This is a genomic window from Novacetimonas pomaceti (assembly GCF_003207955.1).
Classification (GTDB): Bacteria; Pseudomonadota; Alphaproteobacteria; order Acetobacterales; family Acetobacteraceae; genus Novacetimonas; species Novacetimonas pomaceti.
Window position 1 is genome coordinate 374,989 of sequence record NZ_NOXG01000002.1, and the last position, 16,462, is coordinate 391,450.

Below are 16,462 nucleotides of genomic sequence, written 5' to 3' on the forward strand. Positions count from 1 at the left end.
CTCGGTGGCTCTTGCAGTAGCAATCGGAAATTCTAAGTGATGGTATCTTGTTCTCCTCTGGGTTTGACAGGTCTGCCGGGCCGGGGCTACCCGCAAAAAGTCATGAGCACCATTACCGATTCCGCGTCCACGCCTTCCCGTTCCGCAACGGCGGTCATCCTTGCCGCCGGGCGTGGCACGCGCATGCGTTCGGAACGCCCCAAGGTCATGCATCCCCTCGCGGGGCAGCCGATGCTGCGCTACCTGCTGGAAAATGCCCGGCAGGTGTTTGACCGTATCGTTGTCGTCATCGGGCCGGGAATGGACGATGTCGCCGCCATCGCCGCCCCGCACACGGTCGTGGTGCAGTCCGACAGGCTGGGCACGGCGCATGCGGCCCTGCAGGCGCAGGCGCAGTTCGGCACCGGCGATGTCGCGGTCCTGTATGGCGACAATCCCCTCATCACCGCGGAAACGATGCGCGAACTGCTTGCCTGCCGCCGGCAGCCCGGCGTCGGGCTTGCGCTGCTGGCGATGCGACCCGCCGATCCGGGACGTTACGGCCGGGTCGTGACGCAGGGGGAGAATGTGCAGCGCATCGTCGAATGGGCCGATGCCACGCCGCAGGAACGCCGCATCGACCTGTGCAACGCGGGCGTCCTGTGCGCCGACGCGGGGGATTTCCGCCGCTGGCTCAACGCGGTGCGCAACGATAACGCACAGGGCGAATATTACCTGGGCGACGTGGTGACGCAGGCCGTGTCCGAAGGGGCATGCGTGCGGGCGGTGGTGGCCGCCGAAGACGAGCTGCGCGGCATCAATTCCCGCGCCGAACTGGCGGTGGCGGAGGCCTGCGTGCAGGCGCGCCTGCGCCATGCCGCGATGGACCGGGGCGTCACCCTGATCGCGCCGGAGACCGTGTTCCTGTGCGCCGATACCGACCTGGCCCCAGACGTGGTGGTCCATCCCCATGTCGTCTTTGGCACCGGGGTGAAGGTGGAGCGCGACGTGGAAATCCATTCCTTTTCCCACCTTGCGCAATGCGTCGTCAGGACGGGCGCGCAGATCGGGCCGTACGCCCGCCTGCGACCGGGCAGTGATGTCGGGGCGCGGGCGCATGTCGGCAACTTCGTCGAACTCAAGGCCACGACGCTGGGCGAGGGGGCGAAGGCCAACCACCTGACCTACCTCGGCAACGCGCGCGTCGGCGCGCGGACCAATATCGGGGCGGGCACCATCACCTGCAATTACGATGGCGTGTTCAAGCATGTCACCGTCATCGGGGAGGGCTGCTTCATCGGTTCTGACACGATCCTTGTCGCGCCGGTCACGCTGGGGTCGGGCGCGATGACCGCCGCGGGCAGCGTGATTACCGGGGACGTGGCGGACAACGCCATGGCGTTCGGGCGCGCAAGACAGGAAAACAGGGACGGATACGCGGAAGAATTCCGCAACCGCCTGAAAGACGCGAAGGAGCGTGGCTGATGTGTGGTATCGTCGGTGTCGTTGGCAAGAACCAGGCAACCCCGGTCATTTTCGATGCCCTGCGGCGGCTGGAATATCGCGGATACGATTCCGCCGGCATCGCCACCCTGGAAAACGGCCATGTGGAACGGCGGCGCGCGGCGGGGAAGCTCGACCACCTTGCCAGCGTGCTGGCGCGCGTGCCCCTGCCCGGTGTGACGGGCATCGGCCATACGCGCTGGGCCACGCATGGCGCGCCGACCGAAAACAACGCGCACCCGCATGGCACCGAACGCGTGTCGGTGGTCCATAACGGCATCATCGAGAATTTCGAGGAGCTGCGCCGGGAGCTTGAGGCCGCGGGGCAGACCTTCTCCACCGATACCGACAGCGAGACCATCGCGCAGATGATCGATTATCACCTGCGTCGTGGCCTGTCCCCGCGCGAGGCAGCGCACGAGACGCTGAAGCGGCTGGAGGGGGCGTATGCGCTGGCGATGATTTTCGCGGGGCATGACGGCATGGTCATCGGTGCGCGGCATGGCGCGCCGCTGGTGGTCGGCTTTGGTGAAAATGAGATGTTCCTTGGTTCCGACAGTCTGGCCCTTGCGCCGCTGACGCGGCGGATCGCCTATCTGGATGATGGGGACTGGGTCATCGTGACGCCCGGCGGGGCGGAGTTCTTTGACATGGCGGGCAACGCCGTCACGCGGCCGGTCCGCACGACCGCGCTGATCGCGGCGTCGGTGGGCAAGGATGGCTATCGCCATTACATGGAAAAGGAACTGCACGAACATCCCGTTGTCATCGGCCAGACGCTGCAGCGCCTGGTGGACCCCGCGACGCGTCGGGTCGTGCTGCCGGACCTGCCTTTCGATCTGGCCGCCGTGCCGCGCGGCGTGGTGACGGCCTGCGGTTCGGCGTTCTATGCCGGGATGATCGGGCGTTACTGGCTGGAGCAGTACGCGCGCCTGCCGATCGATATCGATGTGGCGAGCGAGATGCGCTATCGCGATCCGCCGCTGACGCCCGGCGGCCTCGGCCTGCTGATTTCACAGTCGGGGGAGACGGCGGACACGCTTGCGGCCCTGCGCGGCATGCGCCAGCAGGGGCAGCACATCGTCTCGGTCCTGAATGTGGAGCAGAGCACCATGGCGCGCGAAAGCGACGCGGTGCTGGGCACGGTCGCGGGGCCGGAAATTTCCGTCGCCAGCACCAAGGCGTTCACGGCGCAGCTTTCGGTGCTGGCCTGCCTGACGGTGGCGCTGGGCCGGGCGCGCGGGCATCTTGACGCCAGTGCGGAGGAACGGATGGTCACGGCCCTGCTGGACCTGCCCAGCCGCGCGACCGAAGTGTTCGAGCAGCGCGACGCGATCCGTCGCATGGCCGCCATCGTGGCCGAAGCGCGCGATGTCCTGTACCTGGGGCGCGGGTCCTCGTTCCCCGTCGCGCTGGAAGGCGCGCTGAAGCTCAAGGAAATCACCTATATCCATGCGGAGGCATATGCGGCGGGCGAAATGAAGCATGGCCCCATCTCGCTGATCGACCGCACGGTGCCGGTGGTCGCGACGGTGCCGTCGGGACGCCTGTTCGACAAGACGCTGTCGAACCTGCAGGAAGCGAAGGCGCGTGGCGGGCGGCTGCTGGTCTTTACCGACACGCAGGGCGCCCCCCGGCTGCGTGACATTGCCGAGGTCGTGGTGGAAATCCCCACGGTTGACGAGTTCACGTCCCCCATCCTGCAGACCATCCCGGTCCAGATCCTTGCCTATGAGGTGGCGCTGCTGAAGGGGACGGACGTGGACCAGCCGCGTAACCTCGCCAAATCGGTCACGGTGGAATAACCTTGTCCCTGTCGCGACAGATCAAGGATTCAGCCGATGTCACAGCCGCCGATCACGTCCGCCATTCCGTCCGCGTCCGCCACCGGGCCGCACGTTCTGGTGCTTGGCGCCGGCGTGTCGGGAATGACGGCCGCCGTGACGCTGGCCGAACGTGGCGCGCGCGTGGTGGTGCATGAACGCGGACCGCGCATAGGATCGGGCGCGTCGTGGAAGGCGGGCGGCATGCTGGCCCCATGGTGCGAGGCGGAATCCGCGACGCCGGAGGTCACGCGCCAGTCGCTGTCCTCGCTGGACTGGTGGGACGCGCATGTGCCTGACGTGGTGCGTAACGGCACGCTGGTCCTCGCCCCCGCGCGCGACGTTGGCGAAATCGCGCGTTTCGGGCGCCGAACGTCGCATTTCCGCGCGATCGGCGAAAAGGAACTGGCGGAGCTGGAACCCGAACTGGCCGACCGCTTTTCACGCGGGCTGTTTTTTGAACATGAAGGCCACGTCAACCCGCGTGACGCGCTGATGGCGCTGGGCCGCCGGCTGGAGGCGCTGGGCGGACAGATCATATGCAACGCCCCGCCCTGTGACGGGGGGGAATATGACTGGATCGTCGATTGCACCGGCATTGCCGCGCGCGAAAAGATGGCCGACATGCGCGGCGTCAGGGGGGAGATGCTGCTGCTGCGCTGTCGTGATGTCACGTTGTCGCGCCCGGTGCGCATGCTGCATCCGCGCATCCCGGTTTACATCGTCCCCCGGGCGGACCACGTATTCATGGTCGGGGCCACGATGATCGAAAGTGAAAATGACGGGGGCATGACGCTGCGTTCCATGGTGGAACTCCTTGGCGCGGCCTATGCCCTGCATCCCGCCTTTGGCGAGGCGGAAATCCTGGAAACCGGCACGGGGCTTCGCCCGTCATATCCGGACAACATGCCTGCCGTCCGGCGCGAGGGTAAGCGAATTTATGTGAATGGCATGTATCGCCACGGTTTCCTACTGTCGCCTGTTCGGGCGCGGGAAGCTGCGGATATCGTCCTTGGCCCCTCATGACCGCAACGCGGGGAGAATGCTGATGAAGATCCTTGTGAACGAAGAGGTTCATGATGTCGGTGTGGCAACGCTGGATGCGTTGCTGCGCGAACTTGGCTATGGCGACGCCTGTGTCGCGACCGCGGTTGACGGTGACTTCGTCGCGGCCGCCCGACGCGGCGCGCGCCAGCTCCATGATGGATGCCGGGTGGAAATCCTGGCCCCGATGCAAGGGGGGTAGGCAGACGACATGACCCTGTTTTATGGCACGCCACTTTCCTCCCGCCTCATGCTGGGAACGGCGCAGTATCCATCCCCCGAAATCCTGGCGGAGGCGGTGCGGAACGCGAACGCGGGCGTCGTGACCGTGTCCCTGCGCCGGGAATCGGCGGGGCAGCGCGCGGGGCAGGCCTTCTGGAACCTGATCCGCGACCTTGGCGTCCCGGTGCTGCCCAATACGGCCGGGTGCCACAGCGTGCGCGAGGCCGTGACCACGGCCCAGATGGCGCGGGAAGTTTTCGGCACCGACTGGATCAAGCTGGAGGTGATAGGGGAATCCGATACCCTGCAGCCGGACATGTTCGCCCTTGTCGAGGCCGCGCGCATCCTGAGCGAGGACGGATTCAGGGTCTTTCCCTACATGACGGAGGATCTGGTGGGCGCGGAACGCCTGCTGCGCGCGGGGTGCGAGGTGCTGATGCCCTGGGGGGCGCCGATCGGATCGGGCAAGGGACTGAACAACCTGTTCGGGCTGCGGGCGCTGCGGGCGCATTTCCCCGATATTCCGATGGTGATCGATGCCGGGATCGGGGTTCCCTCCCACGCGGCGCAGGCGATGGAGCTGGGTTACGACGCGGTGCTGATCAACACAGCAGTCGCCCGGGCGGGCAACCCGGTGGAAATGGCGCGCGCGTTCGGCATGGCGGTGGAGGCGGGGCGCATGGCCTATATCGCCGACCCGATGGAGGCGCGTGACATGGCCGTTCCCTCCACGCCGACCATCGGACAGGCGGTGCTGGCATGACGGGACTGCCCTCGCGCATCTATCCCGTGGTCGACCGGGCCGACTGGGTGGCGACACTGGGGCAGGCCGGCGCGAAGCTGATCCAGCTGCGCCTCAAGGACATGCCCGTGGAGGCACTGCTTGGGGAGATACGCAAGGGACGCGAACTGGCGCGCGCCCATGGTGTCTGCCTGGTGCTCAATGATTACTGGCGCATCGCGATCGATGAAGGCATCGACTTCATCCATCTGGGCCAGGAAGATCTGGACGAGGCCGATCTTCCCGCGATCCGTCGGGCGGGGCTGCGGCTGGGGGTCAGCACCCACAGCCACGAGGAACTGCATCGCGGGCTGGAGGTGCGGCCCGATTACGTGGCGCTTGGCCCCGTATGGCCGACGAAGCTCAAGAAAATGCCCTGGGGGGCGCAGGGGGTGGAGCGACTGACGGAATGGAAGCGCCTGATCGGTGACCTGCCGCTGGTCGCGATCGGGGGCATCACCCTGGCGCGCGCGCCATCATGCCTTGCGGCGGGGGCGGACTGTGTCTCGGCCGTGTCGGATTTCATACGCATGCCCGACCCGCAGGCGCAGGTACGCGCGTGGTTGCAGGCGACACGGACGCGGGAGGACATGGGAAAGGCTTCAGCCTGAAATTCTGTGTATTATATGCAACGTAGATGTGGCATAAATACAATTACAGGAGAAACGGGATTTTTATCACGGGCGTGTCAGGATAGGGGGCGACTCCTTTCCCCCCTGACCATTATTGCGGTCTGGGACGAAGACACGGTTTTTTACCTCTGCCCGATAGGGAAACTTCGGGTGGCGGACATATTCTGTCCATGGTTGCGCGACAGGATGTAGCGGAACGACGGTCTGGGTTCCATAATTTTGAGGGCATTGAATGGCGATAGCGGGTCTTGCGGCAATTCTGATGGCGATCGCCATGTTGCTGGTGGTCGTCAGTACCGTGCAGCCTATTGCCCGTCGCCTGGAACTGTCGGAAACGGTTCTGCTGGCCATTGTCGGGATTGTCATCGGTGGCGTGGCCGACCTTGTCCTGCGCAACGCGCATCTGGAGATTTTCAGCGGCGCGGCCGAAACCCTGCTGGATTTCCCGCTCAATAGCGAAGCCTTCCTGCTTATTTTCCTGCCGATCCTCGTCTTTCAGGGCGCGCTGGGCATCGACGTGCGGCGTCTGGCGCATGAAACGGCGACGGTGCTTCTGCTGGCGGTGGTGGCGGTTGTCGTCTCGACCGCGACCATCGGGCTGGCGCTGTATCCCTTCGCCGGGCTGCCGCTTGCCGTCTGCCTGCTGCTGGGGTCCATCGTCGCGACGACCGACCCTTCGGCGGTCGCGGGCATCTTCAAGGAAATTGGTGCGGCAAGCCGGCTGACCCGCCTGGTGGAGGGCGAGGCCCTGCTGAATGACGCGGCGGCCATTTCCATCTTTTCCATCCTGCTGGCCTCCATCACCGCGCACCACAAGATCATGCTGGGCGGGGCGGTGCTGGAATTCCTGGTGTCGTTCGCGGGCGCGCTGGTGATCGGCGTGGTCTTCGGTCGCCTGACGCTGATGCTGATCGCGACCATCGGGGCCGCGCCTGCCGCCGAAATCACCCTGACGGTGGCGCTGCCGTACCTGTCCTATATCGTGTGTGACGAATTCCTCGGCTTTTCCGGGGTGGTCGCCACGGCGGCGTCAGGGCTGACGATTTCCATCTATGGCCCTTCCACCTTCCGGCCGCAGACATGGCGCTTCCTCAATGAACTGTGGCAGCAGCTGGTCTTCTGGGCGGGATCGCTGGTGTTCGTGCTGGCCTCCATGCTGGTGCCGCGCCTGCTGGCGGGGATGACGCGCTGGGACTGCGTGCTGATCCTGATCGCGACGGGGGCGGGGCTTCTGGCGCGCGCCAGCGTGGTGTTCGGGATGCTGCCGATCCTTGCCGCCACGCGCCTGTCGCCCCCGGTGCCCACCCCGTTCAAGATCACGATGGTCTGGGGCGGGCTGCGTGGCGCGATCACGCTGGCGCTGGCGCTGGCCGTGACGGAAAACGAACATGTCTCCACCCAGATCGCGCATTTCATCGGGATCATCGCGACGGGCTTCGTGCTGATTACCCTGTTCATCAATGGCACCACGCTGCGCTATCTCGTCCTGTTCCTGAAACTGGACCAGCTGCCGCTGATCGATCAGGCCCTGCGGCACCAGATCCTTGCCATCGGGCTGGGGGAGGTGCGCGACCAGACGCGCGAGGTCGCGGGGGAGCTGGGATTTTCGCAGAACGTGACGAATTCGGTGGTGCAGTTCCTTGACCGTCGCGTCACGACGGAACAGCAGGCCAATACGTTCGACACCGCGCTGGGTGACCGGCAGCGCGTGACGCTGGCGCTGATCGTGATCGGCAACCGGGAACGTTCCATCCTGCTGGACCTGTTTCGCATCCAGGGCCTGTCGCGTCGCGTGATGGAAACGCTGCTGCGCTCGGCAGAGGCCATGGTCGATGGCGCCCGGCTGGAGGGACGCTTCGGCTATGTCCGCGCCCTGCGGCGGCGGCTGAAGCCTTCGCTGCGTTTCCGTATCGCGCAGGCCATCCACCATCGCCTGCATTTCGACCTGCCGTTGATGTACTGCATGACGGAACGCTTCGAGATGCTGATGATCGCGCATTTCGTATCGCTGTCGCTGACGCGTTTCATGCGTACCCGCATGGAACCGACCCTGGGCCTGCGCATCAGCGAAATCGTGGGCGAGGTGCTGGGACGGCAGTGCAAGCTGCTGGACGAGGCGCTGCAGACGCTGCGCCTGCATTATCACGGATATTCCGAGGCGCTGGAAAACCGCATGCTGCGTCAGATCGCCCTGCGCCTTGAGGAGGAGAAATACGACTCCCTCCTGTCGGAATCCCTGCTCAGCGATGAACTGCACCGTGAACTGCACCGTGACGTGGAACAGCGCCGCGCGCATCTGGATTTCCGGCTGAAGTTCAACATCAAGGCCGGGATCGAAAGCCGCATCCATGGCTTTGCGATCTTCAAGGGACTGCCCGACGGGGTGCTGCATGACCTGTCGATGAAGATGTCGCTGCATTTTTCCTCCCCGGGGGAGCGGCTGTACAAGCGCGGGCAGAAAGTGCACACCATCTATTTCATCAGCGCGGGCCTTGCGGAGACACATTACGCCGAACGTGACGTCCGCTTTGGCGCGGGTGCCGTGATCGGCGCGGCGGAGGCGCTGACGGGCGCACGGGTGGCCGCGACCAGCCGGTCGCTGCAGTTCGGGCATTTCCTGACGATGAGTGCGCGGACCTTCCGCCGCCTGGTGGAGGAACATCCCATCGTGCGCGATAACCTTACACAGCTGGAACAGGCGCGCGCGGACGGGGAACTGCCCGATGCGCGCCTGCTGCCGGGCGAGGGCAAGGACAGGCCGGGGACGTCCCCATCATATGACGCCATTGCCCTGGCGACCGCGCCTGTCGGTTCGGCCATTCCCGTGCGCAAAGATACGGACGCCAAGGAAGACTGAAGCCGGTCATCCGTCAGGCATGGGACGGATGATGCAGACGCGCGTTGCGAGGTCCGGTCGTCACAATGGATGCACGGGCGCATGGGGCTGCAATAAGACATCCCCAATAACATCCTGAATCATAAAATTTTTTGGTGAAGCTTTTTGCAAAAAGCTTCGAATGGACGCCTCCTTCCTCAAAGAAGGCGCTACCCGGAAACTTTTATTGTCCCTGTCCTGTTTTTCCAGATGTCTGGATCAGAAGGACTGCAGAAGCCGGTCGAGATACTGCAGTTCCTCGGGCGAACGGGTGCGGTCAGAATCGCGACGGCGCAGTTCCTGTTCTATTTCACGCGCACGTTCGCGCGCGGCCTTGTCCGGCACGTGGGTATCGCTGTCCATGCCTGTGTGTCCGTCCCCCGTCTTGCGACCCAGTGGATCACGTGGTTCGGAACTGGCATTGTCGGGCGTTTCCTCGTCGTCCGGCTGTCCCGGTTTTGACCCGCCGGTGCCTTTGCTGCCTGCAAGCGCGGGCAGGAAGATGGTCATGCCCTTGCCCGATCCCCGCGTGGACTGGCGCATCTGCTGGCCACCTTTCTGCAGGTCCGCCAGCACCTTGCGTTCCGCCGTCGCGGCGTCGGGATCCTTGCCCGCCGTAAGGGCGGTGCGGACCGTTTTCATGTCCGCCAGCGCCTGCTTGATGGCCGGCACGTCCTTGCCGCTTACAGTCTTGAATTCCTTCTGCAGTTCATGCAGCGCGCGGGCCAGCGCGTGCTGGGTGGCGCGGTCGGCATGCTGCTGTTCCTCATGCGCCTCGGGTGTCGCGCTTTCGGGGGAAGGTGGCTGTTTCGCGGGCGCGGGTGGCTGTCCCGGCGGGGTGATGCCAAGCTGGCGCAACAGGTCCGATGTGGACATGGTGGACAGATCCTCGCCATCGGGCGCGTCCATGTCGGTCTGGCGCGCGGCGTCCGCCGCCGCGTCCTGTTCGATGCGCTGCTGCGTGTGGTCAAGCAGCCCGGACTGGCGGTGGATCAGGTCCCGCAGGGCTTCGCGCTGCTCATGCAGTTCCTGCTGCGCCTGGAACTGCCGCGCGGCCTGCATGATGTCCTGAGGCGTGGCGTTGCGCATCTGCCCCGCCATGTCCTCCATCTGGTGAAGCTTGTCCAGCGCGTCGGCCGACCGGCCATTCGCGGCATCGTCCTGCAGCTGCTGCATCATGCGCGACAGGTTCTGTTCACCGGTCTGCGACATCTCCGGCATGGCGGGAATGGCCGAATGATCGCGCATGGCCTGTTCCATCAGGGCCTGCATCTTGCGCTGGATCGCGTCCTTGAGCGCCTGCACCCGGCGTTGCAGCTCCGCCTGCTGCTGCGATGAATGTTCGCCCTTCGCGCCCGGTTCGCGCATGTGCTCGATCTGCGCATCCAGGGCTTCCTCGGCCATCTGGATGTCGAAATCGGCCTGGCTGTTTTCAATGTCGCCATGACGGTCATGTTCGACATCCAGCGCCAGGTACCACAACCGGCCGACCGCCTGTTCAATGGCCTGCGCGGTATCGACCTCCCTCAGGCCCAGCAGGTAGGACACGCTGCTCAGGGCGATCATCAGGCCGGGATTGTGCGTCATCGGGGCGGAGGTCATGCCCAGCCCGTGCAGTTCCTCGCCCGCGGTAAAGCGGTTTTCCCGGCCAAGCGCCAGACGCTTGCGGATATCAAGGATCGCCTTGGCCATGGGGTTGCGGAACACCCGCGCGCCCAGGCGCAGGCGCACGGGGGTGGAGGACGCGGTCATGCCGCTGTCGCTGGTGGCGATCAGGGTGCCGGTGACGTCTTCGCCCGCCCACGGGTCGGATGACAGGTCGGGCGTTGCGACGCCTTCGGCGGAACGGGGATGACCGTTCAGCAGGATCGGGACCGAAACGACGCGCGGATGGGCCATGTGTTCGTCGCCCGGCATGCGCAGTTCCACCCGGAGGGAGGAGATGCCATAGGGCTGCGACACCTTGTAGGGCAGCCGCGTGCGCCATTCCCCGTCCGCGGCGCCGGGGTTCGCGCCCCATGCGACCATGGGGGCCGGGTTGGGCGTAACCTTCAGGTTCCACTGGCTCAACATGCGGCCACGACCGCGCAACGTCAGCGTCCCGTCAGTAAGAAGGGGCGTTTCCATGGACCAGTTCGCGGAATCCAGCGCATGGAACGCATGGGGCCCGATGCTGTCCGAATGCGTGGCGGAACGGACGCGCAGGACCGGTTCCCCCTTCAGCCCGGTTACGGTCACGCTGAGGAGTGCTCCGGCCGGGATGGTGGCCGATCCGTCGCGGTCATCAAGGAACACCGGCGCGCCGGGAGCATATGATGGCATGGTGATCCATGCGTGGATCTGGGGGCGGGGCGTGTCGGCATCGTCCGTGCCGGGGATGAACGCGGCCCCGATGCGTCCCGGCGCCTTTGGCCCGGCCCAGATCAGGGCCACCGCCAGCAGCGGGGCCAGTCCCAGCGTGATGTAAGATGTCTCGCGCCCGATGGGCCACAGATGCGGCCATCCCGCATGCAGGCGACCGATCCGCGCGCCCGTGCGCTGCAGGTGGATATGCCACAGCGCATCGGTCGCATGGATTGCCGCCGGGTCGCGGTCAGGGTGCGCCGGTCTGTCGAGCAGCGTCTGCAGCGGTCGGTCCGGCAGGCCGGAAGCCTGTTCGATGCGCCGGTCGAGTGCGGCTTCGTCAGGGGGCGTGGCATTGCGATAGCGACGCACGCCCCATGCGACGCATCCCCCGGCAACCGCCACCAGTGCCGCGGCATGCACCCCATCGGGCAGCCGTTGCGGGATGCGCAGCAGGCCAAGCAGCGCGATCCCCCCCGCGACATCCGCGATGGGCAGCATGATGGGCCATAGCCGTTCAACCAGCAGGATCCGCCGCGCCCGCAGCCGTGCCCGTGCAAGGCGAAGCGTGAAGGAGGACGCGTCCGACGGCGCGGCGGGAACGCTGTCCCGCTGTGGCACCGTGGCCGGGATGTCGCGCTCCTGCGTCATTTGCCTCCGGCGGGATGCGTAAGGGTATCGGGCACGATATCGCCTTCCCACAGGGATTCGATCTTCTGGCGCGCGCGGATCACGTCCCAGCGCGATCCATCCACCATGACCTGTGCCGCCATGGGACGCGCGTTATATGTCGAACTCATGACCATGCCATAGGCCCCGGCGTCCAGAATCGCCACCCGTGATCCGTCCCGCAGGTGCGGCAGGGTACGGTCGTGGCCGAACGTATCGCCACTTTCACAGACCGGGCCGACCACGTGCACCTGTTCCGCCGGGGCGACGGCGTCGCGCGGCGACAGCGGAATGATGCCATGCCATGCGTCGTACAGGCTGGGCCGGGCAAGGTCGTTCATGGCGGCATCAAGCACGATGAAAGGCGGCATGCCGTCATATCCGCGCTTGCGCAGGATCACGGTGCTGAGCAGCAGGCCCGCCGGTCCCGCAAGCCAGCGTCCCGGCTCGATCTCCAGACGGGTGCCAAGATCGCCCAGTTCCAGCCGGATGGCGTTGGCGAGGGCCTCTGGCGCGCCTTCGGTTTCATGGCGATAGGAAATGCCAAGCCCCCCGCCACAGTCGATGACCTCCACCCCCAGGTCGCGCGCCCGGATGACGCGCACCAGTTCGGCCACGCGGGCATAGGCCTGCCGATAGGGCTGCATCCGTTCGATCTGGCTGCCGATATGCACCGCCAGCCCGGCGGGATGGATGCCCGGCAGGGCGGCGGCATGCGCGTAAAGATCGGCTGCGCGGTCATAGGGAATGCCGAATTTGTTGCCCGCCAGGCCGGTCGTGATCTTGGCATGCGTGCCGGCATCGACATCGGGATTGACCCGCAGCGCGATGCGGGCGGTGCGTCCGCAGGCCACGGCCACGGCGGAAAGCAGTTCCAGTTCCTCCGCGCTTTCGACATTGATGCGGGCGATGTCGTGGCGCAGCGCCAGTTCCATTTCGACGCGGGTCTTGCCCACCCCGGAAAACACGATTTCGCGTGCGGGGATGCCCGCCGCCATGGCGCGGCACAGCTCGCCACCGCTGACGACATCCGCCCCGGCCCCCTGCGCGGCAAGGACCTTCAGCACCGCCAGATGGTCATTGGCCTTCACCGCGAAATGGATGGCGACATCCAGCCCCGCGTCGCGCATCGCGCCGGACAGGCGCGCGTAACGCCCGCGCAGGGTGCGCGCGCCCATCACCCATGTCGGGGTGCCAAGCGCATCCGCGACCGCGTTGAGGGGCACGTCCTCGAACACCAGCCCGTCAATGGCATGCATTGACAGCGCGGGGCGGGCGGCCAGCAGGTCCCGCAGGGTCGGGTCCTGTCCCGCATGGGTGGAAAAAGTGTCAGCCATCGTGACAGGATACCGGTTCGCCCTGCGCCTTCCAAGGTGCTTGTGGCTTATATTCATGGTCTTGCGCGACATAGCATGTCGCACGGTTCGGGAGCAGGGTGGCGGTCATGGAAGACGATGAACGGCAGGATGCATATCGCGACGCATGCCTGATCCAGGCAGCGGTCGCGGCGCGTGGCAATGCATATGCGCCCTATTCCGGATTCGCGGTGGGGGCGGCGGTGGAGGATGAAAGCGGGCGCATCTTCGCCGGCTGCAATGTGGAGAACGCGGCCTATCCCGAAGGCACCTGCGCGGAGGCCGGGGCCATCGTGGCCATGGTGGCGGCGGGCGGACGCGGGCTGCGTCGCGTCATCGTGTGCGGCGGTGGCCCGCAGCCCTGTTTCCCGTGTGGGGGGTGTCGGCAGAAAATACGTGAATTCGCAGCTGCTTCGGTCGCCATCGGCATGGTCGATGCGGATGGCAACATGCTGGCGCGGCGCTCCCTTGCCGATCTCCTGCCCGACGCGTTCGGCCCTGAAAACCTGTGACGGGCGCGTGACGCGCGCGCCGGATCAGCGGTCCGGCGCGGGATATGTGCGGTTGTAGGTGAATTTGGAACGCGGTCCGGGGGGCTGCGGTGGTCCGATTCGGCCACAGGCGCTCAGGACGCTGCCCACCAGGCCAAGGCCGATGACGCAGGTCATGATCCATGCGATGCGTCCGCGCCTGCGGGCCGGGCCGTCATGATGCGTCCTGACGTTGTGGGGGATCATGCTTTTTCTCCTTCCGCACTCCGGGGATGCGTCGTGGATGACAGCGCGTCAAGCCAGCGCCTGGCCTGCGCGCGCACATTGTCCGGCGCGGTGCCGCCAAAGCTCGTGCGCGAGGCGAGGGAGGCATCGACCGTCAGGACGTCGAAGATCTCCTTCGTAATGCCCGCTTCCTCCTCCTGCATGTCCTCAAGGCTGAGCTGCGACAGGTCGATGCCGCGTGCCTCCGCCTTGCCCACCAGGCGTCCCGTGACATGATGGGCGGTGCGGAACGGCAGTTTCAGGACGCGCACCAGCCAGTCGGCAAGGTCCGTCGCGGTGGAAAAGCCCGCCCCGGCATAGGCGCGCATCTGCTGCGCATTGACGTTGAGGTCGCGGATCATGCCATCCATCGCCGCAAGCGACAGGGCCGCCGCGTCGGTCGCGGCGAATACGGGCTCCTTGTCTTCCTGCATGTCCTTGGCATAGGCCAGCGGCAGCCCCTTCATCACCATCAGCAGCCCGACCAGCGCGCCGGTGATGCGTCCCCCCTTGGCGCGGATCAGTTCGGCCGCGTCGGGATTGCGCTTCTGCGGCATGATGGACGATCCGGTGGTGAACGCGTCCGACAGGCGGATGAAGGAAAACGGCGCGGAACACCAGATCACGATCTCCTCGGCCAGTCGCGACAGGTGCATCGCCATGATCGACAGGGCGGAAAGATATTCCAGCGCGAAATCCCGGTCGGACACGGAATCGAGGGAATTGGCCGTCGGGCGGTCAAAGCCGAGGGCGCGGGCCGTCATGTCGCGGTCGATGGGAAAGGACGTGCCCGCCAGCGCGGCGGCCCCCAGCGGCGATTCATTGAGCCTGCGCCGCGCATCCGACAGGCGCCCGCGATCGCGCGCCAGCATTTCGACATAGGCTAGCAGGTGATGGCCGAAGGTGACGGGCTGCGCGGTCTGGAGATGCGTGAAGCCGGGCATGGGGGTCGCGGCATGTTCCAGCGCGCGGGTGCACAGGGTGGTAAGCAGTGCCGTGACCTGCGCATCCAGCCCGTCGATGGCGTCGCGCACCCACAGGCGGAAATCGGTGGCGACCTGGTCGTTGCGTGAACGCGCGGTATGCAGGCGCTTGCCCGCCTCGCCAATGCGTTCGGACAGGCGGGCCTCGATATTCATGTGAATGTCTTCGAGGGCCGTGCTGAAATCGAAGGCGCCGGCCTCGATCTCCGCCGCGATGTCCGCCAGGCCCTTGCGGATCTGCGCCTCGTCCCCGGCGCTGATGATGCCGGTCTTCGCCAGCATGGCCGCATGCGCCAGCGACCCGGCGATGTCCTGGCGCCACAGTGCCCTGTCAAACCCGATGGAGGCATTGATGTCCTGCATGATGGCCGCGGGCCCGCCAGCGAAACGTCCCCCCCACTGGGCATTCGACGGGGCGCCTGCCTGATGCGCGTTGGTTCCGGTTTTCTTGTCTACAGCCATCTCGTCATGCCCCAGCCATCTGTTCCGACCCGTTCGGATGCCACGCCCCGGCGCGGCCGACGCACCCTAATGACGGGGGGCGGGCTGTGCAATCGCGACCTTGCTCCCGCCGCGCCATCATGGCGCGAAATTGCCCCCCGGCGGGAAAACAGATCACGCCCGCCCCCTTTCGTTCGGGCGTCGTGGCCGGTAGGGTCTGGCCCAGCACGCAGATCACGGACAGGAGTTTTCGGGACCGCCATGAACATGACGCGCCTTCTGGGGGACGGGGATCCGTCGCCAGTGGTCGAATTCGATCCCGCCGCCACGCCCGGCAGGCGCGGGGCCGATTCGCCGTTCCTGTTCGTCAGCGATCATGCCGGTCGCGCCGTGCCTGGCGCGCTTGGGGATCTCGGCGTTGCGCCCGATGACTGGGAACGTCATATCGCATGGGACATCGGCGTGGCCGCGATGGGCCGCATGCTGGCCGAACGCCTTGGCAGCAGGCTGATCGAACAGGCCTATTCGCGGCTGGTGATCGACTGCAACCGCGCGCCGGGGCATCCGACCTCCATCGTCAGGGAAAGCGACGGGACGCGGGTGCCGGGCAACCATGACCTGACGGTCGAGCACGAAGGCGCGCGGGTGGAGGAGATATTCCACCCCTACCACAACCGGATCGCGGCCGAACTGTCGGCGCGCCGTGGCGCGGGGCATCCGGTTGTCATGGTGGCGCTGCACAGCTTTACCCCCCGGATGAACGGGGTCAGCCGCCCGTGGCACGCAGGCGTCCTGCATAACCGCAATCCCGGCTTTGGCCTGCGGGTGCGCGACCTGCTGGCGGCGGAGGAGGGGCTGGTCATCGGCAGCAACGAACCCTATGCCCTGACCGATATCAGCGACTACACCATTCCCACCCATGCGGAGGGACGCGGCCTTGCCTATCTGGAGCTGGAGGTACGCCAGGACCTGATCGCGAACGAGGGCGGGCAGCGTGAATGGGCGGAGCGCCTTGCCCGCATCCTGCCGCAGGCATGGGAAGGGATGGGCGCATGAC

13 protein-coding genes are annotated in these 16,462 nt (G+C 66.1%); 9 read left to right on the forward strand and 4 right to left on the reverse strand.

Features of this window, described 5'->3' with window-relative positions:
• Window positions 1–102 precede the first annotated feature (102 nt).
• The 7 genes from glmU to CFR71_RS04065 all read left to right on the forward strand — a co-directional run bounded on the left by glmU (window position 103) and on the right by CFR71_RS04065 (window position 8,841).
• A complete protein-coding gene (gene glmU, locus CFR71_RS04035) occupies window positions 103–1,464 on the forward strand; it encodes a bifunctional UDP-N-acetylglucosamine diphosphorylase/glucosamine-1-phosphate N-acetyltransferase GlmU (protein WP_110527288.1) in 1,362 nt (453 codons plus the stop codon).
• A complete protein-coding gene (glmS, locus tag CFR71_RS04040) occupies window positions 1,464–3,287 on the forward strand; it encodes a glutamine--fructose-6-phosphate transaminase (isomerizing) (protein WP_110527291.1) in 1,824 nt (607 codons plus the stop codon). The genes glmU and glmS overlap by 1 nt, the downstream gene beginning before the upstream one ends.
• 36 nt (window positions 3,288–3,323) lie before the next feature.
• Window positions 3,324–4,331: a glycine oxidase ThiO gene (gene thiO / locus CFR71_RS04045; RefSeq protein ID WP_110527294.1), complete on the forward strand. Its 1,008-nt coding sequence runs from the start codon at window positions 3,324–3,326 to the stop codon at window positions 4,329–4,331.
• Between the two features lie 22 nt (window positions 4,332–4,353).
• Window positions 4,354–4,551, forward strand: coding sequence for a sulfur carrier protein ThiS (gene thiS / locus CFR71_RS04050; protein ID WP_110527627.1), 198 nt, complete (start codon window positions 4,354–4,356; stop codon window positions 4,549–4,551).
• A gap of 9 nt (window positions 4,552–4,560) precedes the next feature.
• A complete protein-coding gene (locus tag CFR71_RS04055) occupies window positions 4,561–5,334 on the forward strand; it encodes a thiazole synthase (protein ID WP_110527297.1) in 774 nt (257 codons plus the stop codon).
• Complete coding sequence (locus tag CFR71_RS04060) at window positions 5,331–5,963, forward strand: thiamine phosphate synthase (protein ID WP_110527301.1); 633 nt, start codon at window positions 5,331–5,333, stop codon at window positions 5,961–5,963. Before CFR71_RS04055 ends, CFR71_RS04060 begins: the two co-directional genes overlap by 4 nt.
• Window positions 5,964–6,216: 253 nt before the next feature.
• On the forward strand, window positions 6,217–8,841 hold the full coding sequence (locus CFR71_RS04065; RefSeq protein ID WP_110527304.1) for a cation:proton antiporter: 2,625 nt from the start codon (window positions 6,217–6,219) through the stop codon (window positions 8,839–8,841).
• A 237-nt stretch (window positions 8,842–9,078) separates the two neighbouring features.
• On the opposite strand, the gene CFR71_RS04070 is transcribed toward CFR71_RS04065, so the two are convergent.
• Both CFR71_RS04070 and lysA read right to left on the reverse strand, forming a co-directional pair.
• Window positions 9,079–11,853: a DUF4175 domain-containing protein gene (locus CFR71_RS04070; protein WP_110527307.1), complete on the reverse strand. Its 2,775-nt coding sequence runs from the start codon at window positions 11,851–11,853 to the stop codon at window positions 9,079–9,081.
• Complete coding sequence (lysA, locus tag CFR71_RS04075; protein ID WP_110527630.1) at window positions 11,850–13,208, reverse strand: diaminopimelate decarboxylase; 1,359 nt, start codon at window positions 13,206–13,208, stop codon at window positions 11,850–11,852. The genes CFR71_RS04070 and lysA overlap by 4 nt, the downstream gene beginning before the upstream one ends.
• A 107-nt stretch (window positions 13,209–13,315) precedes the next feature.
• Between lysA and CFR71_RS04080 the strand changes: the two genes are divergently transcribed.
• A complete protein-coding gene (locus tag CFR71_RS04080) occupies window positions 13,316–13,738 on the forward strand; it encodes a cytidine deaminase (RefSeq protein WP_110527310.1) in 423 nt (140 codons plus the stop codon).
• A 24-nt stretch (window positions 13,739–13,762) separates the two neighbouring features.
• On the opposite strand, the gene CFR71_RS04085 is transcribed toward CFR71_RS04080, so the two are convergent.
• Entirely contained in the window at window positions 13,763–13,963 is a 201-nt protein-coding gene (locus tag CFR71_RS04085; RefSeq protein ID WP_110527313.1) for a hypothetical protein, read from the reverse strand.
• Complete coding sequence (argH, locus tag CFR71_RS04090) at window positions 13,960–15,426, reverse strand: argininosuccinate lyase (RefSeq protein WP_110527316.1); 1,467 nt, start codon at window positions 15,424–15,426, stop codon at window positions 13,960–13,962. The genes CFR71_RS04085 and argH overlap by 4 nt, the downstream gene beginning before the upstream one ends.
• A 240-nt stretch (window positions 15,427–15,666) precedes the next feature.
• On the opposite strand from argH, the gene CFR71_RS04095 reads away from it, so the two are divergent.
• Entirely contained in the window at window positions 15,667–16,461 is a 795-nt protein-coding gene (locus CFR71_RS04095; RefSeq protein ID WP_110527318.1) for an N-formylglutamate amidohydrolase, read from the forward strand.
• Window position 16,462 lies beyond the last annotated feature (1 nt).